At 62.1% G+C, this 21,403-nt stretch carries 15 protein-coding genes and 2 pseudogenes; 7 read left to right on the forward strand and 10 right to left on the reverse strand.

Features of this window, described 5'->3' with window-relative positions:
• Positions 1-88: 88 nt before the first annotated feature.
• Both PCE31106_RS06430 and PCE31106_RS06435 read left to right on the forward strand, forming a co-directional pair.
• Positions 89-1,060, forward strand: coding sequence for a homoserine kinase (locus PCE31106_RS06430; protein WP_150562769.1), 972 nt, complete (start codon positions 89-91; stop codon positions 1,058-1,060).
• 31 nt (positions 1,061-1,091) lie between these two features.
• Complete coding sequence (locus PCE31106_RS06435) at positions 1,092-1,901, forward strand: BPSS1780 family membrane protein (RefSeq protein WP_017231872.1); 810 nt, start codon at positions 1,092-1,094, stop codon at positions 1,899-1,901.
• A gap of 88 nt (positions 1,902-1,989) precedes the next feature.
• Here the strand turns inward: PCE31106_RS06435 and PCE31106_RS06440 are convergent, their stop codons facing one another.
• Positions 1,990-4,311 carry a UvrD-helicase domain-containing protein gene (locus tag PCE31106_RS06440; RefSeq protein ID WP_150562770.1) on the reverse strand — a complete coding sequence of 774 codons (2,322 nt, stop codon included), beginning with the start codon at positions 4,309-4,311 and terminating at the stop codon, positions 1,990-1,992.
• A 111-nt stretch (positions 4,312-4,422) separates the two neighbouring features.
• On the opposite strand from PCE31106_RS06440, the gene PCE31106_RS06445 reads away from it, so the two are divergent.
• Together PCE31106_RS06445 and galU are read left to right on the forward strand one after the other, a co-directional pair.
• Positions 4,423-7,284: a valine--tRNA ligase gene (locus PCE31106_RS06445; protein ID WP_150562771.1), complete on the forward strand. Its 2,862-nt coding sequence runs from the start codon at positions 4,423-4,425 to the stop codon at positions 7,282-7,284.
• Between the two features lie 29 nt (positions 7,285-7,313).
• Positions 7,314-8,198, forward strand: a complete 885-nt coding sequence (galU, locus tag PCE31106_RS06450; protein ID WP_017231875.1) for a UTP--glucose-1-phosphate uridylyltransferase GalU — start codon at positions 7,314-7,316, stop codon at positions 8,196-8,198.
• 116 nt (positions 8,199-8,314) lie between these two features.
• Here galU and PCE31106_RS06455 read toward each other — a convergent pair whose 3' ends face one another.
• Both PCE31106_RS06455 and PCE31106_RS06460 read right to left on the reverse strand, forming a co-directional pair.
• Positions 8,315-8,542 carry a sulfurtransferase TusA family protein gene (locus PCE31106_RS06455; RefSeq protein WP_017231876.1) on the reverse strand — a complete coding sequence of 76 codons (228 nt, stop codon included), beginning with the start codon at positions 8,540-8,542 and terminating at the stop codon, positions 8,315-8,317.
• 99 nt (positions 8,543-8,641) lie between these two features.
• Positions 8,642-9,172: an NUDIX domain-containing protein gene (locus tag PCE31106_RS06460; protein ID WP_150562772.1), complete on the reverse strand. Its 531-nt coding sequence runs from the start codon at positions 9,170-9,172 to the stop codon at positions 8,642-8,644.
• A 226-nt stretch (positions 9,173-9,398) separates the two neighbouring features.
• On the opposite strand from PCE31106_RS06460, the gene PCE31106_RS06465 reads away from it, so the two are divergent.
• Entirely contained in the window at positions 9,399-10,694 is a 1,296-nt protein-coding gene (locus PCE31106_RS06465) for a chloride channel protein (RefSeq protein ID WP_437343802.1), read from the forward strand.
• Between the two features lie 42 nt (positions 10,695-10,736).
• Here PCE31106_RS06465 and PCE31106_RS06470 read toward each other — a convergent pair whose 3' ends face one another.
• From PCE31106_RS06470 to alaS, 5 genes are all read right to left on the reverse strand, one after another.
• Complete coding sequence (locus PCE31106_RS06470; protein WP_254440937.1) at positions 10,737-11,870, reverse strand: threonine aldolase family protein; 1,134 nt, start codon at positions 11,868-11,870, stop codon at positions 10,737-10,739.
• Positions 11,871-11,956: 86 nt separating this feature from the next.
• Positions 11,957-12,157: a 4-oxalocrotonate tautomerase gene (locus tag PCE31106_RS06475; protein WP_017231880.1), complete on the reverse strand. Its 201-nt coding sequence runs from the start codon at positions 12,155-12,157 to the stop codon at positions 11,957-11,959.
• A 107-nt stretch (positions 12,158-12,264) separates the two neighbouring features.
• Positions 12,265-13,035 carry a class II aldolase/adducin family protein gene (locus PCE31106_RS06480; protein WP_150562773.1) on the reverse strand — a complete coding sequence of 257 codons (771 nt, stop codon included), beginning with the start codon at positions 13,033-13,035 and terminating at the stop codon, positions 12,265-12,267.
• A 62-nt stretch (positions 13,036-13,097) separates the two neighbouring features.
• Positions 13,098-14,363, reverse strand: coding sequence for a YbfB/YjiJ family MFS transporter (locus PCE31106_RS06485; protein WP_150562774.1), 1,266 nt, complete (start codon positions 14,361-14,363; stop codon positions 13,098-13,100).
• 373 nt (positions 14,364-14,736) lie between these two features.
• Complete coding sequence (gene alaS / locus PCE31106_RS06490; protein ID WP_017231883.1) at positions 14,737-17,361, reverse strand: alanine--tRNA ligase; 2,625 nt, start codon at positions 17,359-17,361, stop codon at positions 14,737-14,739.
• A gap of 243 nt (positions 17,362-17,604) precedes the next feature.
• Here alaS and PCE31106_RS06495 point away from each other — a divergent pair, with 243 nt between their 5' ends.
• Both PCE31106_RS06495 and PCE31106_RS06500 read left to right on the forward strand, forming a co-directional pair.
• Positions 17,605-18,828: a CaiB/BaiF CoA transferase family protein gene (locus PCE31106_RS06495; RefSeq protein ID WP_150562775.1), complete on the forward strand. Its 1,224-nt coding sequence runs from the start codon at positions 17,605-17,607 to the stop codon at positions 18,826-18,828.
• Positions 18,829-19,187: 359 nt separating this feature from the next.
• On the forward strand, positions 19,188-20,363 hold the full coding sequence (locus PCE31106_RS06500) for an acyltransferase family protein (RefSeq protein WP_302476046.1): 1,176 nt from the start codon (positions 19,188-19,190) through the stop codon (positions 20,361-20,363).
• A 144-nt stretch (positions 20,364-20,507) separates the two neighbouring features.
• On the opposite strand, the pseudogene PCE31106_RS06505 reads toward PCE31106_RS06500, so the two are convergent.
• Together PCE31106_RS06505 and PCE31106_RS06510 are read right to left on the reverse strand one after the other, a co-directional pair.
• Positions 20,508-20,855: pseudogene (locus PCE31106_RS06505) on the reverse strand (transposase); the annotation flags it as partial.
• 186 nt (positions 20,856-21,041) lie between these two features.
• Positions 21,042-21,333: pseudogene (locus PCE31106_RS06510) on the reverse strand (IS3 family transposase); the annotation flags it as partial.
• Positions 21,334-21,403: the final 70 nt, after the last annotated feature.

A 21,403-nucleotide genomic window follows, 5' to 3' on the forward strand; every position in this document is an offset into this window, starting at 1 on the left:
GGTGCGCCTGCATCCTGTCTGTTTCATACCAGCGGCCCGCTGCACGTGCGCGGGCCGTTTGTCTGAGACATCTCCACTTAACGCACGCATGGCTGTTTTCACTACCGTCTCGCCCGAGCAGCTCCAGGCATGGCTGCAACGCTACGATCTGGGGAATGTTCTCGATTTTCGGGGCATCAGCTCCGGCATCGAGAACACCAACTACTTCCTGACGACCGAGCGCGGCGAGTTCGTGCTGACGCTGTTCGAGAAGCTCACGGCCACGCAGCTGCCGTTTTACCTCCAGTTGATGGGCCATCTCGCCCATCACGGCGTGCCGGTGCCCGATCCGATGCCCGATCGCACGGGCGAGATTCTGAGCGAGTTGAACGGCAAGCCCGCCACCATTGTCACCAAGCTGGCCGGACGCTCCGAGCTGGCCCCCACGCCCGAACACTGTGCGCATGTCGGGGCGATGCTGGCACGCATGCATCTGGCCGGGCGCGACTTCACGCTGGAGCAAGCCAATCTGCGCAGCCTGCCCTGGTGGCGCGAGGCCGCCCCCGAGGTCACGCCGTTCCTGAGCGCCGCCGAACGCGCGTTACTGGATAGCGAGATGGCGCATCAGACGGCGTTCTTCGCGTCGAGTGACTATCGTGCCATGCAGGCGGGTCCGTGCCACTGCGATCTGTTCCGTGACAATGTGCTGTTCGACAAGGCCGACGACGGTTCGCCACGATTGGGCGGATTCTTCGATTTCTACTTCGCGGGCTGCGACAAATGGCTGTTCGATCTGGCCGTGACGGTCAACGACTGGTGCTGCGACCTGTCGACCGGCGTGCTGGACGAGGCGCGTGTGCATGCCATGTTGCGCGCTTACGAGACGGTGCGCCCACTGACCGACACTGAAGCGTCGCACTGGCGCGACATGTTGCGCGCCGCCGCGCTGCGCTTCTGGCTGTCGCGCCTGTATGATTTTCACCTGCCACGGGCGGCCGAAATGCTCAAGCCGCACGATCCGGGGCATTTCGAACGAATCCTGCGCCAACGCATCGAAGCCCATTCCATCCCCTGGCGGTAACTCGACATCCTATCGGAGTCATTCGAACCCTATGCAATTGCTTGAAGTCCCGCCGAAGAGTGGATATGTGTGGCTGCGCCAAGGCATCTGGCTGTTCCGCAAGAACCCGCTCGCCATTCTGACGCTGCTCTTCGCCTATCTGTTCGGGGTGATGGTGCTTTCGATCCTGCCGGTCGTGGGCGCCTTCCTGCCGCTGCTGTTCATCCCAGGCCTGTCGGTGGGTTTCATGGCGGCCTGTCGCGACATCATCAAGAACAAGCAGGTGTTGCCCCACGTATTGCTCGACGGCTTTCGCGGCCACGGCAAGGAAGTCTCGCGCCGGCTGCTCATGCTCGGCGGTTACTACATTGTGGCGATGACCGTCGTGTTCCTGTTCTCGGCGCTGTTCGACGGCGGCGACCTGGTCAACAAGATGCTCTTTGATGGCCGCATCAGCGAAGAGTCGCTCACCAACGGCTCGATGGGCCAGGCGATGCTGGCGGTGGCGGTGGCCTACATACCGGTGGCGATGATGTTCTGGTTCGCGCCGGTGCTCGTCGCCTGGCACGACATCCCGCCCATCAAGGCGCTGTTCTTCAGCTGGACGGCCTGCGTGCGCAACTTCCGTGCGTTCGTCGTCTACGGCCTGTGCACGGCGGTCGTCGCCACCGTGTTGCCGCTGATCGTGACGCTGGCGATGGCTGCGATGGGCATTCATCAATACGCGATGCTCTTGCTGATGCCTTACTCGATCCTGTTCACGGCCGTGCTGTATTGCTCGTTCTACGCGAGCTATCGCGGTTGCTTCGGCGTGCAGGAGATCGGCGCCATCGATCCGAACGTCGCCCCGCCTGAAGCGTAAGCGGAAACGTCGGCGTCAACGACAGACGCGCAAAACAAAGGGCACCCGCGGGTGCCCTTTGTCGTGGGTGACCATGATGGCCGCGCCGTTACTCGATCGGCTGGAGCTTCGCGACCGCCAGCGCCAGCCACTTCTCACCATGTCGGCCGAATTTCACGTGGGCGCGGGCTTCCGCCCCCGCGCCCTCCAGGCCGATAATCTTGCCTTCGCCGAACTTGGTGTGAAAAACGCCCTGCCCCAACTTGAAGCCCGTCTCCGACGCGCGCGAACGGTCGGCCAGCGCCTGCTCCGACCGGGTGGCCACCCACTCTTCCGGCTTCGGCGCACTCGTCTTGCCCCGCCCGAACCAATCGCGCCCCCAGGCCGGCTCGGCCTGCCCCAGCCGCGCGCCCGGCTGCGCCCGCGGTGTCAGGAACTTCAACACCGTCTCGGGGATTTCGTCGAAGAAGCGCGAGCGCACGTTGTAACGCGTCTGCCCGTGCAGCATGCGGCTTTGCGTGAACGACAGATACAGCCGTTCCTTGGCACGCGTAATGGCCACGTACATCAGGCGCCGCTCTTCTTCGAGACCGTCGAGTTCGAGCGCACTGTTCTCGTGCGGGAAGAGTCCCTCTTCGAGACCGGTGACGAACACCGCCGTAAATTCAAGCCCCTTGGCCGCGTGTACCGTCATCAACTGCACAGCGTCTTGCCCGGCTTCGGCCTGGTTGTCTCCCGCTTCGAGCGACGCGTGCGACAGGAAGCCGGCGAGCGGCGTCATCTCCACCGGCGCATCGGCGTCGACCACACCGTCGGGCGAGGCCAGCACGTCGGGCGCGCCCGGCAGCGCAGGACGCATGGCAATCAACCGCGCCGGGGCATCGAGCCCATAACCTTCCTCGGCAACGAATGCCGTGGCCGCATGCACCAATTCCTGCAAGTTCTCGATGCGATCCTGGCCTTCCTTCTCGGTCTGATAATGCGCGATCAACCCACTGGCGTCGATGACGCGCGCCACCACCTCCGGCAGCGTGAGCCGCTCGGTATCGTGGCGCATCTGCTCCACGAGCCGCACGAATGCCGTCAGATTCGTGCCCGCCTTGCCGGTCATATAGGGCACTGCGGCATACATCGAGCAGTTGTAGAGTCGCGCCGCGTCGGCCAGTTGCTCCAACGAACGCGCGCCAATTCCCCGCGTCGGGAAATTCACGACCCGCGCGAACGCCGTGTCATCGTTCGGATTCTCGATCAGGCGTAGATACGCCAGCGCATGCTTGACTTCCTGACGCTCGAAAAAGCGCAAACCGCCATACACCCGATAGGCGATGCCCGCCCCCACGAGCGCGTGCTCCATCACCCGCGACTGGGCGTTGCTGCGATAGAGAATGGCGACGTCCTGCCGCGAGAGACCCTGCGCGACGAGCGCCTTGATCTCTTCGACGAGCCAGCTCGCTTCCTGCAGGTCGGTGGCCGCCTCATAGACACGGATCGGCTCGCCGTGCCCCGCGTCGGTGCGCAAATTCTTGCCCAGACGCCGCGCATTGTTGGAAATCAACGCGTTGGCCGCGTCGAGGATATTGCCGTGCGAGCGGTAGTTCTGTTCCAGCTTGATCAGGTGGCGCACGCGGAATTCACGCTCGAAGTCGGCCATATTGCCGACGTTGGCGCCACGAAACGCATAAATACTCTGATCGTCGTCGCCCACGGCGAATACCGCGGCGTTCGATCCCGCGAGCATCTTGAGCCACGCGTACTGGAGCTTGTTCGTATCCTGGAACTCGTCGACCAGAACGTGCCGGAAGCGCGACTGGTAGTGCACGCGCAACGGCTCGTTGTGCTTGAGCAGCTCGTAACAGCGCAGCAGCAGTTCGGCGAAATCGACCACGCCTTCGCGCTGGCACTGCGCCTGATAGGCGGCGTAAAGCTCGACGAACTTCTGATTGAAGGCGTCGTTGGCCTCGACCTCGTGCGGGCGCAGGCCCTGTTCCTTGGCGTTGTTGATGAAATACTGCAGGTTTTTCGGCGGATACTTCTCGTCGTCGACATTCGACGCCTTCAGCAGACGCTTGATCGCGGAGAGCTGGTCGGCCTGGTCGAGGATTTGGAAGCTCTGCGGCAGCCCGGCGTCGCGAAAATGCGCGCGCAGCATACGGTTGCACAACCCGTGGAAGGTGCCGATCCACATGGCGCGCGTGCTGATCGGCAGCATCGCCCCCAGACGGGCCTGCATTTCCTTGGCCGCCTTGTTGGTGAAGGTGACGGCCAGAATCCCGGCCGGCCCCACGTGCCCGTGCTGGATCAGCCAGGCAATACGCGTGGTCAGCACGCGCGTCTTGCCGGAACCCGCGCCCGCCAGAATGAGGGCCGGCTCGTCCGGAAGGGTTACGGCGGCCAGTTGTTCGGGGTTCAGATTGGCGAGCAGATCGGGCATGTCGGGAAGGAAATTCGAGTGAAGCTCGATTATAAATCCTGCTGCGGCGCGGAAATGCCACCGAATCTTTTATAATTCAAGGTTTCACGCATTACACGGTCCATCCAATCCATGAGCGACAGCGACAATACGCTTGCCAAGAGCTTCGAGCCGCAGGACGTCGAAGCCCACTGGGGCCCCGAATGGGAGCGCCGCGGCTATGCCCGGCCGACTTTCGACGACGCCCGCGAAGATTTCAGCATCCAGTTGCCGCCGCCGAACGTGACCGGCACGCTGCACATGGGTCACGCGTTCAACCAGACGATCATGGATGGCCTCACCCGCTATCACCGCATGAAAGGCGCCAATACCCTCTGGGTACCGGGCACCGACCACGCGGGCATCGCCACGCAGATCGTCGTCGAGCGCCAGCTCGATGCCCAGAAAGTCTCGCGCCATGACCTCGGCCGCGAGAAATTCGTCGAGCGCGTCTGGGAATGGAAGGAAGAATCGGGCAGCACGATCACGCGTCAGGTGCGCCGCCTGGGCGCATCGATCGACTGGAGCCGTGAATACTTCACGATGGACGAGAAGATGTCGCGCGCCGTGCGCGACGTGTTCGTCACGCTCCACGAGCAAGGATTGATCTATCGCGGCAAACGTCTCGTGAACTGGGAATCGACCCTGCTCACGGCCGTGTCCGACCTGGAAGTGGTGAGCGAGGAAGAAGACGGCTCGCTGTGGCACATCCGATACCCGCTCGCCGACGGCTCGGGCTCGCTCACGGTGGCGACCACGCGTCCGGAAACGATGCTCGGCGACACCGCACTGATGGTCCATCCGGAAGACGAGCGCTACAAGCACCTGATCGGCAAGACGGCCAGGCTGCCGCTGTGCGATCGTGAAATCCCGATCATTGCCGACGATTACGTCGATCTCGAATTCGGCACGGGCGTAGTGAAAGTCACGCCGGCACACGACTTCAACGACTACGCTGTCGGTCAGCGCCACAACCTGCCGCAGATCAACATTCTCACGCTCGACGCGAAGATCAACGACAACGCCCCGGAAAAGTACCGCGGGCTCGATCGTTTCGACGCGCGCAAGCAGATCGTGGCCGATCTCGACGCCCTCGGCCTGCTCGAATCGGTCAAGCCGCACAAGCTGATGGTGCCCCGCAGCGATCGCACCGGCACGATCATCGAGCCGATGCTCACCGACCAGTGGTTCGTGGCGATGAGCAAACCGGCCCCCGAAGGCACGTTCCATCCGGGCAAGTCGATCACCGAAACCGCGCTCGACGTCGTGCGCAGCGGCGAGATCAAGTTCGTCCCGGAGAACTGGACGACCACCTACAACCAGTGGCTCGAGAACATTCAGGACTGGTGTATCTCGCGTCAACTCTGGTGGGGCCACCAGATTCCGGCCTGGTATGACGACGCCGGCAACGTGTATGTCGCTCGCACGGAAGCAGAAGCGGCCGAAAAGGCCCGCGCGGCAGGCTACACCGGCGCGCTCAAGCGCGACGAAGACGTGCTCGACACGTGGTTCTCGTCGGCGCTCGTGCCATTCTCGTCGCTCGGCTGGCCGCAAGAAACACCCGAACTCAAGCATTTCCTGCCGTCGTCGGTACTCGTGACCGGTTTCGACATCATCTTCTTCTGGGTGGCGCGCATGGTCATGATGACCACGCACTTCACCGGCAAGGTACCGTTCAAGACGGTCTACGTGCACGGTCTGGTGCGCGACGCCGAAGGTCAGAAGATGTCCAAGTCGAAGGGCAACACGCTCGATCCGATCGACATCGTCGACGGCGTGTCGCTCGACGCCCTGCTCGCCAAGCGCACGACGGGTCTCATGAACCCGAAGCAGGCAGCGAGCATCGAGAAGAAGACGCGCAAGGAGTTCCCGGACGGCATTGCGCCGTTCGGCACCGACGCGCTGCGCTTCACGTTCGCCTCGATGGCCACGCTTGGCCGGAACATCAACTTCGATCTGGCGCGCTGCGAAGGCTATCGCAACTTCTGCAACAAGCTGTGGAACGCCACGCGCTTCGTGCTGATGAACTGCGAAGGTCACGACTGCGGTCTTGCGCCGTGCGTAGGCGATTGCGGCCCGGACGGCCAGCTCGACTTCTCGCGCGCCGACCGCTGGATCGTGTCGTTGCTGCAACGCGTGGAAGCCGATGTCGCGAAGGGCTTCGCCGACTACCGCTTCGACAACATCGCCAGCGCGATCTACAAGTTCGTCTGGGACGAGTACTGCGACTGGTACGTTGAACTGGCCAAGTGGCAAATTCAGAACGGCACCCCGGCGCAACAACGCGCCACGCGTCGCACCTTGCTGCGCGTGCTCGAAACGGTGCTGCGTCTGGCGCATCCGATCATTCCGTTCATCACCGAAGCGTTGTGGCAGAAGGTGGCACCGCTGGCTGGCCGCTATCCGGCGGACAAGGCAGCAGGCGAAGCCAGTCTCATGGTGCAGCCGTATCCGGTGGCCGACGCCAGCAAGATCGACGAAGGCGATGAAGCCTGGATGCAGCAGTTGAAGACCGCCGTCGACGCCTGCCGCAACCTGCGCGGCGAAATGAACCTCTCGCCCGCGCAACGCGTGCCGCTGCTGGTCGCGGGCGATGTGGACTTCCTGACGTCGATTGCGCCGTATCTGCAAACGCTCGCCAAGCTCTCTGAAGTGCAAGTGCTGGCAGACGAAGCGACGCTCGACGCGCAAGCGGCCGGTGCGCCGCTTGCTGTTGTGGGTGCGAACAAGCTGGCGCTCAAGGTGGAAGTCGACGTCGCCGCGGAGCGCGAGCGACTCGGCAAGGAAGTGAAGCGCCTCGAAGGCGAGATCGCCAAATGCCACGGCAAGCTTTCCAACGAGAGCTTCGTGGCACGTGCGCCCGCCAATGTGGTGGAACTCGAGAAGCAACGATTGGTCGACTTTGAAGCGGTTCTCGGTAAATTGCAGGCCCAGCTCGCTCGCCTGCCCGCCTGAGACGTGCTCATATCACCAGGGAGATACCAATGAAAACCGTTGTGACGAAAGCCGTGTTCCCCGTTGCGGGCCTCGGCACCCGATTCCTCCCGGCCACCAAGGCAAGCCCGAAGGAAATGCTGCCCGTCGTGGACAAGCCGCTGATTCAATACGCGGTGGAAGAAGCGGCGGCCGCCGGTATTACGGAGATGATCTTCGTGACGGGCCGCAACAAGCGCGCGATCGAAGACCACTTCGACACGGCCTTCGAACTCGAAGCGGAACTCGAGGCCAAGAACAAGCAGGCGCTGCTCGACGTGGTGCATTCGATCAAGCCGCCGCATATCGACTGTTTCTACGTGCGCCAGCCCAAGGCGTTGGGCCTGGGTCACGCCGTGCTGTGCGCCGAAAAGCTCGTGGGCGATGAGCCGTTCGCCGTCATCCTCGCCGACGACTTGCTCGACGGCGAGCCGCCGGTGCTCAAGCAGATGGTCGACCTGTACAACCACTATCACAACTCGATCATCGGCGTGGAAGAGATCCCCATCGAGCAAAGCCGCTCGTACGGGATCGTCGCGGGCAACGAGTGGGGCGAGAAGGATATCGTCAAGCTCACGAACATCGTCGAAAAGCCGGCGCCGGAAGATGCCCCGTCGAATCTGGGCGTGGTCGGCCGTTATGTGCTGCGCCCGCGCATTTTCGATTGCATCCGCGAAATCGATCCGGGCTCTGGCGGCGAGATTCAGTTGACCGACGCCATCCAGAAGCTGATGCAGGATGAAGTCGTGCTGGCGTATCGCTACCAGGGCAAGCGCTTCGATTGCGGCAGCAAGCTCGGCTACTTGAAAGCCACCGTGGAGTTCGCGCTGCGCCATCCGGAACTCAAGGATGCCTTCCGCGAATACCTGCGCGAGACGCAACTCGATCTGGCATAAGCGCCAGGCCTTGTATCAAAGAAAAAGCCGACGGCAGTTGTCCGTCGGCTTTTTTGTGCCCGCTGCGCCGCGCATCACGCTGCGGCGGGCGGGTTCGGCGAGATGCCGCCACGCGATCAGCGGCGGCGCATCAGGAAGTGAAACGTCTTGCCCTCTTCCCGCGATTCGATGAGTTCGTTGCCGGTTTGCTTGGCAAACGCGCTGAAGTCGCGCGCCGAGCCCGGATCGGTGGCAATGATGTGCAACACTTCGCCGCTCTGCATGTCGGCGAGCGCTTTCTTGGCGCGCAGAATCGGCAGCGGGCAGTTCAGTCCGCTTGCGTCGACTTCTTTCTGAAATTCCATGCTCATGTTCCTGATGTCCCTTGGATCCGACTCGTTCTGATCGTGTACCGGGGGTTGGCCCGCAAGCTGCGATTCTACCGCAGTCCTCGCGCCCGCTTGTCAGCCGGCAATGGATAGCCGGGCCGATTCGACGTACTCGACCGGCAGATTGCGCCGCCGCAGCCACTCGGCCACCGCGTGCCCGGTGCCGGCGCGCCACGGACGCACCCGCTCAGGCTCGACAAGCCGGAACTCGGCGAGTTCGTCCGACAGACGAATGTCGCCATCGCAGACCGCGTGATACGCGATGATCAGCTCGTTCTTGCGCATGAATTCGTAGACGCCGAGCAGCGACATCGCGCCAGCATCCAGATTGGTCTCTTCCTTGATCTCGCGCCGGATGCCGTCTTCAGGCGTTTCGTCGCGCTCGAGAAAGCCCGTGATGAGCGCAAACATGCCTTCGGTCCAGGTGGCATTGCGCGCCAGCAGGATCTGGCCGCGGTACTCCACGAGTCCGGCCACGACCGGCAGCGGATTGTCCCAATGGACGAAACCGCAAGCCGCGTCGGGACAGGCGCGGCGAATGCGCCCGGCGACCTCGCGCGAGTCGAGCGGCGAGGCACAGCGGGGACAGAAAATGAGTTCGTTCATGATCGTTGTTTGGCGAATTCGAATATCTTAAATGAACTCATGACGCGCTGCACATTCGGTAGATTCCGAGACGCCTGTGGACCAAGCCCATTGGGACCACGGCGTATAATCGTGCAAACCCTTCTCCGTCGTCGCTCACGATCCCGTGTCAGATCTCTCGTCCAACGCCTCGTCAACACCGCCCTCCCCTCCTGCGTCGCCCGCATCGCTCACATTATCGAAGCGGCTGGCCAGACGTGGCATCCATCGCTCGCGTCGTCTCTGGCATAACTACGGCGTGTTCTGGCTGGGTGCGGTGCTCGTGGGTCTGGTCTCGGTGGTGTACGCCAAGCTGATCGACTTCGGCTTCGAGCTGTTCCAGCGCATGCTGTCGCATGGCATCTGGCTGCCCCTGATCGTCACGCCGCTTGGCGCCTCGCTGGCCATCTGGCTGACGCAGAAGTTCTTCCGCGGCTCAGAGGGCAGTGGGATTCCTCAAGTCATCGCAACACTTCAGGAGTCACGCCTGTCGTCGTCGCTATTGTCGATGCGCATCATGATTGGCAAGATCGCGATCTCGTTTATCGGCATTCTTTGCGGCTTCACCATCGGTCGCGAGGGGCCGACGGTGCAGATCGGTGCGTCGCTCATGTATGCGATGCGGCGTGGGTATCGGCGAAGCAGCGTGCACATCGAGCGTCAATTGACGCTGGCCGGCGCCGCCGCCGGTCTCGCGGCGGCCTTCAACACCCCGCTCGCGGGGGTCGTGTTCGCGATCGAGGAACTGAGCCGTAGCTTCGTGGCACGCAGCAGTGGCACGCTCATCACGGCCATCATCTTTTCCGGCGTCGTGGCACTCGGTCTACAGGGCAACTACCTGTACTTCGGACAGATCAAGGCGATCAGCGACTTTCACTGGACGCTGATCCCGGTACTTGTTGCCGCAAGTCTGCTGAGCGGCGTGGCCGGTGGACTGTTCGGCTGGCTGATGCTCAACGTGCCACGCTGGTTGCCCGGGCCGCTGGTCGGCATGCGCCGTGCGCATCCGGTGCGATTCGCGTTCCTGTGTGGCCTGGCGATCGCGTTGATCGGACTCGCCTCGGGGGGCACAACCTTCGGCAGCGGCTACGCTGAGGCGCGCGGCCTGCTGGAGTCGCATGTCGCACTCTCGCCGCTTTACGCGCTGCTCAAGTTTGCAGCGTTGTGCGTGTCCTATATGTCAGGAATCCCTGGCGGCATTTTCGCGCCGTCGCTCGCCATTGGGGCCGGGCTGGGCAACGTGATGGCCCATCTCACATCGGTGGTGCCGCTCCCGGCCATTGCCGCGTTGTGCATGGTCGGGTATCTGGCGGCGGTCACGCAATCACCGATCACGTCGTTCGTGATCGTCATGGAGATGATCGACGGCCACCAGATGGTGATCCCGCTCATGGCCGTGGCCCTGCTCTCGACCCAGGTGTCGAAAACGATCGCGCCGTCGTTCTATCACGCGCTGGCGCATCGTTTTCTCACCCCCACGGTGCCCACACCGCGACAAGCATAAATCGCGCGACGGACTGCCGTGCCGGGATCGATGACGTGTGCGTCACCGGTTCGCGCACAGCGCCCGAATATCCGCCGCCAGACGCTCGACCGTCTCCGGCCGGGTGTCCCACGCGCACATCAGGCGGCAACCGCCCGCGCCGATGAACGTATAGAAGCGCCAGCCCTTGGCGCGGAGCGCCTCGATCACATGCAGCGGCAGTTCCGCGAATACGGCATTGGCTTGCGTCTCGAACATGATCGACACACCCGGCACGTCGCGAATGCGCTGCGCGAGCAACTGCGCCATCGCATTCGCGTGACGCGCGTTGCGCAGCCACGTGTCGTTCTCCAGCATGCCAAGCCAGGGCGCGGAAATGAAGCGCATCTTCGAGGCCAATTGCCCGGCCTGTTTTACCCGATACGCGAAGTCTTCCGACAGCGAGCGATTGAAGAACACCACTGCCTCGCCGACCGGCAGCCCGTTCTTCGTACCGCCGAAGCAAAGCACGTCCACGCCGGCCCGCCACGTCACGTCGCCCGGATGACAGTCCAGCGTCGCGACCGCATTGGCAAAGCGCGCGCCATCCATATGCACGCGCAAGTTGCGCCGTTTGGCCAACGCCGAGATCGCCTTGACCTCGTCGACCGAGTAGACCGTGCCGACCTCCGTGGCCTGCGTCAGCGTGACGACCTTGGGCTTCGGGAAGTGAATATCGGAGCGTCGATTGATGACGGACTCGATGGCGTCCGGGGTGAGCTTGCCGTCGTTCTCGCGACCGCGGGCGGTAAGCAGCTTCGCGCCATTGGAGAAAAATTCGGGACCGCCGCACTCGTCGGTCTCGACGTGGGCCAGTTCGTGGCAGATCACGGAGTGATACGACTGCGACAACGAGGCCAGCGCCAGTGAATTTGCCGCCGTGCCGTTGAAGACGAAGAAGACGTCGCAATCCGTATCGAACAGATTGCGAATACCGTCGCAGACACGCTGCGTCCAGGTATCGTCGCCATAAGCGACTTCGTGGCCGCTGGCATTGGCCTCAATCAGATAATGCAACGCCTCGGGACAAATCCCGGCGTAGTTGTCCGACGCGAAATGTTGTGGCGTTTGCGCCGCCCCGCCATCGGCGGCCGTCAGGGACGGAGCGTTCGTGAGGGTGGAAGCGGGAATGTTCGATGCAGACGGGACTTGCGACATGACAACCTCATCAATGCGGCAGGGATCCTGCGAGCCCCCTGCCTTCGACCTACCGGTGGCGCCCCTGCGGGAGACCACCGGCACCTTCAGACTGACTCGGGACGCGGATCCGACCACAGCGCGCCGGCGGTGGCCCAGTTCTCGGGCTTGACGTCAGTAATGATGATGTCGACAGACTCCGGCGTGCAACCGATCGTCGCGACGGCCGCTTCCGTGACCGCTTTGACGAATGCGCGCTTTTGCTCGATCGAGCGCCCTTCGAACATCTCGACGTGAAACGTTGGCATTGCAGTCTCTCTCCTTGTGTCGTTATCAAGATCGGCAGCGCCGCCCACGCTCGCATTCAAAGCTTGCGGGCTTGCCGTGCGTTCCCGATGTTGCGCCCGCGCGGCGTTCAATCGCGAAACGAGACGTCTATTCTATCCAGTTTGCGCAGCAGCGCAGGCCACTCGAGCACGCCTTCGATGGCGCCACCATCTTCGAGCTGAAGCGCGGTCTTGTCCTGCACGGCCGGACTCGGCAGATGGGGCGCCGTACCGCCCGCCAGCGCCTGCAACTGGATCTCGCACGCCTTGATGAGCGTTGCCATCAGCACGAAGGCCTCGGCCACCGAGCGTCCCGTCGTAAGCGTGCCGTGATTGCGCAACAGCATGGCCGAATGCGCGCCGAGCGACGCCACGAGCCGCTCGCCCTCGGACGGCGAAAACGCCAGCCCCTCGTAATCGTGATATCCGATACGCTCGTGAAAACGCAATGCGTGCTGCGAGATCGGCAGCAGACCTTGCGGCTGGATCGACACCGCGATACCTGCCGTGTTGTGCAGATGCATGACGCACACGGCGTCCGGACGTGCCGCGTGCACCGCGCCATGCAGCGCAAACCCGGTCACGTTCACCGGATGTTCGCTCTCGCCCACGATCTCGCCGGTCATCGTGATCTTCACCAGGTTCGACGCTGTCACCTCATCGAACGTCAGACCGAATGGATTGATGAGGAAGTGCCCCGGCTCTCCCGGCACCATCGCCGAGATATGGGTGTAGATGAGATCGTCCCAGCCATACAGCGCAACGAGCCGGTAACACGCCGCGAGGTCGACACGCATCTGGCGCTCGGCGTCGCTGATGGCCGTGGCGGCCTTTCTGCCCGCCTGCAGGGTAAAAGACATAGCAAGTTCCAAGGGGATGAGAGTGTCGCCGCGGCGCCTTGGCGCCCGGGCGCCCAGGCGCATCAAGGTGCGCGCTCGAGCGAGCGTCGCCAGTCCCATACGAAGCCGATCGCCCCGAACACCAGCGCGCCACTCGCACATAGCAGTGCTGCCGTGAAGTTACCGGTCGCCGCGACCAGAGGCGCCGCGACCAGCGGTCCAACGATCTGCCCGATCCCGTAGGATGCCGTCACCAGGCCGATCAGACCATTGGCATTGTCCCCACGCAGGCGTCGGCACTCGCGCACCGCGTACACGGTAATCGCCGTGAACGGCAGTCCGACCAGCACGCTACCCACCGCGAACCCCACGACGTTCGGCAGCACAATGCCGATGCCGACGCCCAACCCTTGCGTGACATAGCATGCCGCGAGCAGTAGACGATTGTCCCAGGCCTGTGGCGCCCGTGCACCGATGATCGCACCGGGCATCACCATGAGGCCGAGCAACGGAAAGAAGAGATCCGGCCACGGCGAGCCAGGCAGCGCCTGTCGCGCAATCACCGGAAGGAAGGTGGCGGTGATGATGTAGCCGAAGCCGGCAAATCCGTAGAGCACCGTGACGGGAATCACCGTCTCGCCGCTGCCATGATTGACGGCATGCGCCGCGGGTTGCGCCTGTGCGGCGTGCGTAGCGTGCCCGGGGTTTGCCGCGCCGGCCGCCGTCGCGGGTGCGGGGCCATCCGGCTCGAAGGTGCGCCAGATCAACACGAGCAGCGCCAGCGCCAGCCCCCCGCACAGGAGCCAACCACCGCGCGCAGGCCACGCGAGCGAGCTGTTCAGGCTCGCGAGCAGCCCCGTCACCACGATGCCGGCGCCGGGGCCCGCGAAAATCACGCCCCCCAGACTCGGCATGTGTAGCTCACCGAGCTTTCGGAAGGCCCAGCCGGCCGAGAACACCATCGCCCAGGCACTCATGATCCCCGCCAGCGTACGCACGACGGCCCACACGGCGAACGAATCGAGCAGGCCCATGGCGAGCGTCAGCACGACCGTGAGCGCCAGTGCGAAACGCACGATGCGCGTCGGGGTGAAGCGCAGCCACATACACGACAGCGCGCCGACGAAGTAGCCCGCATAGTTGAGCGACGCGAGCCAACTGCCGTGTTGAATGTCGGTGAGGTGCTCATGCAGCATCAGCGGCAACATCGGCGTGAACGCGAAGCGGCCAATCCCCATGGCAATGGCGAGCGCGAGCATGCAAGACAGCGCAATGCGCCACGCCGCGCGCTCAGGGGACGGCTGGCGCGACGAGATGGCGCGGTCGGATTCGGTGAAAGTGGCGGGCATAACGGTAGCGGGGGAAAATCGCGCGACGACACGCGAGGTCTGCCGAATACTTTACATGCAAACCATCAGGACAAGCGGGGGTTCCCCTGTGGCATCAGGGGCAATGCGCGGCATTTTCCGTGCGCGTCCGCCTGAATCCTTTCGCTTGCGAAACACTGACCTCTCCCGCTTACAGATCCTTTCGAATACCGAAACTGTACTGCTGGGGCATCAGGCCACATGATAAAAAAACCCCAAGGGTCGGATCGCGATCCAACGCTTGGGGTTCTGTGCAACTTGCGTGCGGCAAGCGGCAAGCGCGATCCCGACGCGCTACCGGGGCTGGCAGGTCCCACAGCGAGCCGCGACGGACACCGCCGCGCTCGCCTCACCGTTACAGCTTGCCAGCCACCCAGCCCTGCACACCGGCGAGCGCCTGCGACAACTGCGACGGATCGGTACCACCGGCCTGCGCCATGTCGGGACGACCACCGCCCTTGCCGCCGACCTGTTGCGCGACGAAGTTGACCAGCTCACCCGCCTTGACCTTGCTGGTGGCGTCGGCCGTCACGCCGGCGATCAGGCTGACCTTGCCGCCCTCGACCGCCGCGAGCACGATTGCCGCGCTGCCCAGCTTGTCCTTGAGCTTGTCCATCGTCTCGCGCAGCGACTTGACGTCGGCGCCTTCGAGTTGCGCGGCCAGCACCTTCAGACCGCTCACATCGACGGCCTTCTCGAGCAATTCGTCGCCCTGGCTCGACGCCAGCTTAGACTTGAGTGCCGCCAGTTCCTTTTCCAGCGACTTGACCTGTTCCTGCACCTGCGCGATGCGTGGCGTCAGTTCGGCCGGCTGGGTCTTGAGCGCCGCAGCCGCTTCGTTGACCTGATCGTCGAGCTTCTGCACGAAACGCACCGAGTTGTCGCCGGTGATCGCTTCCACGCGGCGAATACCGGCGGCGACGCCCCCTTCCATCACGATCTTGAACAGGCCGATGTCGCCCGTGCGCGCCACGTGCGTACCGCCGCACAGTTCGCGCGACGTGCCGATATCGAGCACCCGCACTTCGTCGCCGTACTTCTCACCGAACAGCGCCATCGCGCCGCCCTTCACCGCGTCGTCAAACGACATCACGGCGGCCTGCGTCGGAGCATTGGCCAGCACTTCGGCGTTGACGATGTCCTCCACACGACGGATGTCGTCGGCCGTCATCGCGGCATTGTGGGCAAAGTCGAAACGGGTCTTGTCGGCGTCGACGAGCGAGCCCTTCTGTTGCACGTGGCCGCCCAGCACTTCGCGCAGCGCCTTGTGCATCAGGTGCGTTGCGGAGTGGTTGCGAACGGTGCGTGCGCGACGCACGGCATCGACCTGCGCCGTGACCGCCGCGCCCACGGTCAATTCACCCGATTCCAGCTTGCCGTAGTGACCGAAGACGTCAGCCTGAATCTTCTGCGTGTCCGACACACCGAAGCGGGCGCTGCCCGCCGTAATCAGCCCTTGATCGCCCACCTGGCCGCCCGACTCTGCGTAGAAAGGCGTGGTATCGAGCACTACGATGCCCTGCTGCCCGGCGGCGAGCTTGTTCACACTCGTGCCGTCGACGTAGAGCGCGGTCACCTTCGCGCCGTCGAGCGCGAGCTTGTCGTAGCCCTGGAAGCGCGTCTTGTCGCCGTTGTATTCGAGGGCCGTCGCCATCTTGAACTTGCCGGCGGCACGCGCCTGTTCGCGTTGACGCGCCATGGCGGCGTCGAAGCTCGCTTCGTCCACGGTGATGCTGCGCTCGCGGCAGACGTCCGCCGTCAGGTCGAGCGGGAAGCCGTACGTATCGTGCAGTTTGAAGGCGAGTTCGCCGTCGAGCGTAGTCACGCCGCGCTTGGCCAGATCGGCCAGGGCGCCGTCGAGAATCTCCATGCCGTTCTCGATGGTCTCGCCAAAGCGTTCCTCTTCCTGCTTGAGCACGTCGGTCACGCGCTGCTGCGCCTGCGCCAGTTCCGGATAGGCCGCGCCCATCTCGGCGACCAGGTCGGGCACGAGCTTGTAGAAAAACGGCGTCTTGCAGCCGAGCTTGTAACCGTGGCGGATCGCACGGCGGATGATTCGGCGCAGCACATAGCCGCGGCCTTCATTGCCCGGAATCACGCCGTCGACGATCAGGAACGAGCACGCGCGGATGTGATCGGCGATCACCTTGAGCGAGTTCGCGGCGAGATCGGTCACGCCGGTCTCACGGCCGGCCGCCTTGATCAGGTGCTGGAACAGGTCGATCTCGTAGTTGCTGTGCACGTGTTGCAGCACGGCCGCGATGCGCTCCAGCCCCATACCGGTATCCACGCACGGCTTGGGCAGCGGCGTCATGTTGCCCTGCTCGTCGCGATTGAACTGCATGAACACGAGGTTCCAGACTTCGATATAGCGGTCGCCGTCTTCTTCCGGCGATCCGGGCGGGCCGCCCCACACGTCTGCGCCGTGGTCGAAGAAAATTTCCGAGCACGGGCCGCACGGACCGGTGTCGGCCATCTGCCAGAAGTTGTCCGACGCGTAACGCGCGCCCTTGTTGTCGCCGATGCGGATGATGCGCTCGGTCGGCACGCCGACTTCCTTTGCCCAAATGTCGTAGGCTTCGTCGTCTTCCTGGTAGACGGTCACCCAGAGCTTGTCTTTCGGAAGTTTGTAGACGTCCGTCAGCAGTTCCCAAGCGTATTGAATGGCTTCGCGCTTGAAGTAATCGCCGAACGAGAAGTTGCCGAGCATTTCGAAGAACGTGTGATGGCGGGCCGTGTAGCCGACGTTTTCGAGGTCGTTGTGCTTGCCGCCCGCGCGCACGCTGCGCTGGGCCGTGGTCGCGCGCTTGTAGGGGCGCGTTTCGAGACCGAGGAAGACGTCCTTGAACTGCACCATGCCGGAGTTCGTGAACAGCAGCGTGGGGTCGTTGGACGGCACGAGGCTCGACGAGCGCACGATGGTGTGCCCCTTCGACTCGAAGAAGGTGAGGAATTTTTCCCGAATGTCTGCGACTTTCATAGCGTGCGAAGGAGCGTGGGGACCGGGCCAGTCAAGCTGGGCGGGGTATTTTGCAAACTTTTGATTATACGGGAAATCAGTTCCGCCACAGCGCCCAGCCAACAACCGCACTGCGAAACGGCGCTGGTCAGCCGCGCATTGCACACCGTAGACTTCAACGCGCTAGTTCCGCAATGCAAAACAATGTTCCGATCACAACGTCGGGACAGCAATCAGACGATGAAATCGAGGAGAGAGCGGACGATGGGTGCGCTGAGTCATATCCGGGTGTTGGACCTTTCGCGCGTGTTGGCCGGCCCATGGGCCACACAGAATCTGGCCGATCTGGGCGCGGACGTGATCAAGGTCGAGCGCCCCGGTGTCGGGGACGACACTCGCCGATGGGGGCCGCCTTATCAGCGTGACGCCGACGGACGCGAGACGGGCGAAGCCGCCTACTACCTCGCCGCAAACCGCAACAAGCGCTCGCTCACGTTGGATATCGCCTCTGGCGAAGGGCAGGCGATCGTCAAGGCATTGGCGGCGCAGAGCGACGTGATCGTGGAGAACTATAAAGTTGGACAGTTGGCGAAATACGGGCTGGATTACGCGTCGTTGCGCGCGATCAAGCCCGATCTCGTCTATTGCTCGGTGACAGGCTTCGGCCAGGATGGCCCCTACGCGTCGCGCGCGGGCTACGACTTCATCGTGCAGGGGATCGGGGGCTTCATGAGCATTACGGGCGAGCGTGACGGCCTGCCCGGCGGCGGCCCACAGAAGGCGGGCGTCGCGATTGCCGATCTGATGACCGGGATGTACGCGACGATCGCCATCATGGCGGCCCTCACGCACCGCGACCGCACGGGAGTGGGTCAATACATCGACATGGCGCTGCTGGACACGCAGGTGGCGATGCTGGCGAACATGAATACGAACTATCTCGCGAGCGGCGAGGCTCCTGTGCGTTGGGGCAACGCTCATCCGAACATCGTGCCGTATCAGACGTTCCAGACGGCGGACGGCGGCTGGATCATCGTGGCGGTGGGCAACGACGGCCAGTTCCGCAAGTTCGTGGAGGCTGGCGGCGAAGCGGCACTGGCGGACGACGCGCGTTTTGCGACGAATCCATCGCGCGTGCGGCAACGGGAAGCGCTGGTGCCGATGCTCGCCGCGATGGTGCGCAAGTTCGGCAAGGATGTCTGGATCGACAAGCTGGAAGCGGCGGGCGTGCCATGCGGGCCGATCAACACGTTGCCGGAGGTGTTCGCGAATCCGCAGGTGAAGGCGCGCGGCATGGAAGTGGCGTTGCCGCATGCGTTGGGGGGTGTTGCGCGCGTGGTCGCGAGTCCCATGAAGATGAGCGAGACGCCGCCGCTTGCGCGCACCGCGCCGCCCACGTTGGGGCAGCACAGCGACGACATCCTGCGTGAACGCCTCGGCTTCGACGACGCCAGGATCGCGCAGCTGCGCGCCGAGGGTGTGGTTTGAAACCGGAGTGCCCACCTGATCCACTGACGCGCTTCGCGGTGCGTCGTCGGCACGAGCCAAATCGCGCTCAACGTTTTGGCGGTGTCGCGAAAGGGCTTTTTGTTATACTTTAGCGCTCGCGAAATTGCCTCACGGACAATCAGTTCGGTCAATCCAGAGAATGGCTCCGACAAAACAACGATTGTCGGTTGCCGTTCTTCCCGGATTGGTCCTTCTGCCCGGCGGCACGAATTCAATTCGCCCCTATGCTTATCTGCCCAATAAAATTCGAATCATCTCGGGTGGCTTGCGTAAAAAATGAAATGCAAGCACACTTCTTGAAATGCAAATAGATCCCACAAACGGGAAACTTACGAACCGTGCCATCCCCAAAAAAGATTCTGCCACTTGAGTCATGCAGAGGCCTTGCGGCCTTGGTTGTTCTCATCCATCATTCAGCGCTGGCATTTGCACCTCAATTCAAAATCTTCGCATCAAACCACTGGTACTCCTTCTTAATCAATGGTACCGGCGCGGTTTTCTTTTTTTTCGTGCTTTCTGGATTTGTACTTTTCAAAAACGGCCAACCCGTTGGACCTGCCACCATTTTGAAACGCTATCCACGGCTGGCGCTAACCGCAGCTATCAGCACGATCATCAGTTACGTACTTTATCGCCAAGGTTTTTACCACAATATCGAAGCAGCAAAAATAAGTAACAGTTATTGGCTCAGGGATTTTTTGTTTGTCGGAAAAATCCACGAACATAAAATCCCAGCACTGGATGCCGTAACGACCGGTTTTACGACGTTTTTCACAGGCGTGTCCTACAACTACGTCCTATGGACAATGCGGCCAGAATTACTTGGAAGTCTCCTCGTTTTTCTTACCGTCCCATACGTCGCAAAATGTGCGAGCCTCACACCCAAGGTCGTAACGTTCCTTGCGATGGTCTTTTTCTGCATGATGAGCAACAATTACCTGATCCCGTTTGTTGCCGGCATGTTTTTGGCGAATGAGGCGGCGCATCTGATACCGGCGCGCCTCTCAACGGCGAAAGGAGTTCTGATGTTGTCCACCGGACTTTTTTTGCTAGGCTTTACTGAGTTTAGTGGAGCATTCGCGTTTTTGAGATTTGTGACTTGGCTGGACTTTGGCGACGAAACTCGTCATGTTATCGCTATCAACACGGCGGGTTCCTGTTTTGTCATTTATTCTGCGCTCCGAACCGACTCAATTTTCAACGCACTCAATCGAGCGATACCTGTATTTTTGGGGCGGATCAGCTTCAGTCTCTACCTACTGCACAACCTAGTCATCGCTTCAGCCGGGAGCTGGGCGTTTGTCCATCTGGCCAAATACATGGAGAATCCAATGTTGGCTTTCATTACGTCAACAGCGCTCGTTATTGCCGTTACCGTTCCCGCAGCCTTCCTGCTTACCCTGCTCGATGAGCATTGGATTCGAGCCTTGAACTACGCACATCTCAAGATTGCTCAACGCTTTGGTTCAATCGGCACAGGGCGGTCTCAAGAGTCAAGTGCAACGTTGAGCTAAGGATGGTGTTCAGAACTCGTTTCGCCGCACTGAGTCGCCAACGCAGAGCCGATGCAGTGCAAACGGTGCGGCGCCTGACCCAAATGCAGCGCGACGTTCGGCATAAAGGCGCCGATTGACCGCCTGCGCGGGGGGCTTTTGCGCTCATGCAGTGGCCTCGTGCATCAGTCGCCCGCGCATCATCCATAGATTGCTCAGTGCGAACAGCGTGTGCAATTGCAGCGTGTTCTTCATCAAGCCGCGATAGCCCACTTTCAGATGCCCGAACTGGCGCTTGATGACACGGAACGGATGTTCGTCCTTGGCGCGGATGCGAGCCTTGACCCGCTCCAATTCATCGGCAAGCTTGCCCACCAGGGTGCTCCTGTCCAAGGCCCGGCGCTTGCCCGGGCGCAACGCCACGTGCCAACGCACCTTCAGCTTCTGTGTTTCTTCGCGTCTGTCTACGCCCTGATAGCCGGCATCGCCGAACACGTCGGCCTCCTTGTAATGACCCACTGAAAACCTGCTCAGGTGTTAACCTTCGAGGACAAACACATGAGCATGAAGATGGAAGACGAGATCAAGCGGTGGACGGCCAAGTGTTAGCGCCGATGTAAAACTGACCCACCGGGGATGCGGCTATTTTCTTGGACTGATTTACGTCGTTATGTAATGACCCACTGAAAACCTGGGAACTCCACTCCGATAGTATCTGGCGACAGGGATAGCCCAATGTCCTAAGGGTGAAGGCGAAGCAGCGCCCGTGGTTGACGTAATGCTCGAGTGCCAAGTTCTTCTGTTCTTCTGAGCACTTCGGCTTTACGCGAACATACCCCGTGCGCAGATCGCCACGCTTCTCGAATTCGTTACACCACGCCTTGAGAGAATTCTTCGTCGGGTAACCCAACTGGCGAATGGTCGCCTTGCTGCGCTTCCCGAGTTTCAGGTACAACTCGACCGCCCGAACGCGTTCTTGGTATGAATACATGGACTACCTCCAAAGTAGTCCAAGATTTTGTCCGCATCCCCATTTAAAACGGGGCTAACACAGGTCAACA

Source organism: Pandoraea cepalis, assembly GCF_902459665.1.
Classification (GTDB): domain Bacteria; phylum Pseudomonadota; class Gammaproteobacteria; order Burkholderiales; family Burkholderiaceae; genus Pandoraea; species Pandoraea cepalis.

What these genes read in the sequence shown, in the direction of transcription:
- PCE31106_RS06430 (WP_150562769.1), top strand. Translation starts at nt 89, where the DNA reads ATGGCTGTTTTCACTACCGTCTCGCCCGAGCAGCTCCAGGCATGGCTG.
- PCE31106_RS06470 (WP_254440937.1), bottom strand. Translation starts at nt 11,870, where the DNA reads ATGTCGCAAGTCCCGTCTGCATCGAACATTCCCGCTTCCACCCTCACG.
- PCE31106_RS06495 (WP_150562775.1), top strand. Translation starts at nt 17,605, where the DNA reads ATGGGTGCGCTGAGTCATATCCGGGTGTTGGACCTTTCGCGCGTGTTG.
- alaS (WP_017231883.1), bottom strand. Translation starts at nt 17,361, where the DNA reads ATGAAAGTCGCAGACATTCGGGAAAAATTCCTCACCTTCTTCGAGTCG.
- galU (WP_017231875.1), top strand. Translation starts at nt 7,314, where the DNA reads ATGAAAACCGTTGTGACGAAAGCCGTGTTCCCCGTTGCGGGCCTCGGC.
- PCE31106_RS06440 (WP_150562770.1), bottom strand. Translation starts at nt 4,311, where the DNA reads ATGCCCGATCTGCTCGCCAATCTGAACCCCGAACAACTGGCCGCCGTA.
- PCE31106_RS06460 (WP_150562772.1), bottom strand. Translation starts at nt 9,172, where the DNA reads ATGAACGAACTCATTTTCTGTCCCCGCTGTGCCTCGCCGCTCGACTCG.
- PCE31106_RS06485 (WP_150562774.1), bottom strand. Translation starts at nt 14,363, where the DNA reads ATGCCCGCCACTTTCACCGAATCCGACCGCGCCATCTCGTCGCGCCAG.
- PCE31106_RS06435 (WP_017231872.1), top strand. Translation starts at nt 1,092, where the DNA reads ATGCAATTGCTTGAAGTCCCGCCGAAGAGTGGATATGTGTGGCTGCGC.
- PCE31106_RS06445 (WP_150562771.1), top strand. Translation starts at nt 4,423, where the DNA reads ATGAGCGACAGCGACAATACGCTTGCCAAGAGCTTCGAGCCGCAGGAC.
- PCE31106_RS06480 (WP_150562773.1), bottom strand. Translation starts at nt 13,035, where the DNA reads ATGTCTTTTACCCTGCAGGCGGGCAGAAAGGCCGCCACGGCCATCAGC.
- PCE31106_RS06455 (WP_017231876.1), bottom strand. Translation starts at nt 8,542, where the DNA reads ATGGAATTTCAGAAAGAAGTCGACGCAAGCGGACTGAACTGCCCGCTG.
- PCE31106_RS06475 (WP_017231880.1), bottom strand. Translation starts at nt 12,157, where the DNA reads ATGCCAACGTTTCACGTCGAGATGTTCGAAGGGCGCTCGATCGAGCAA.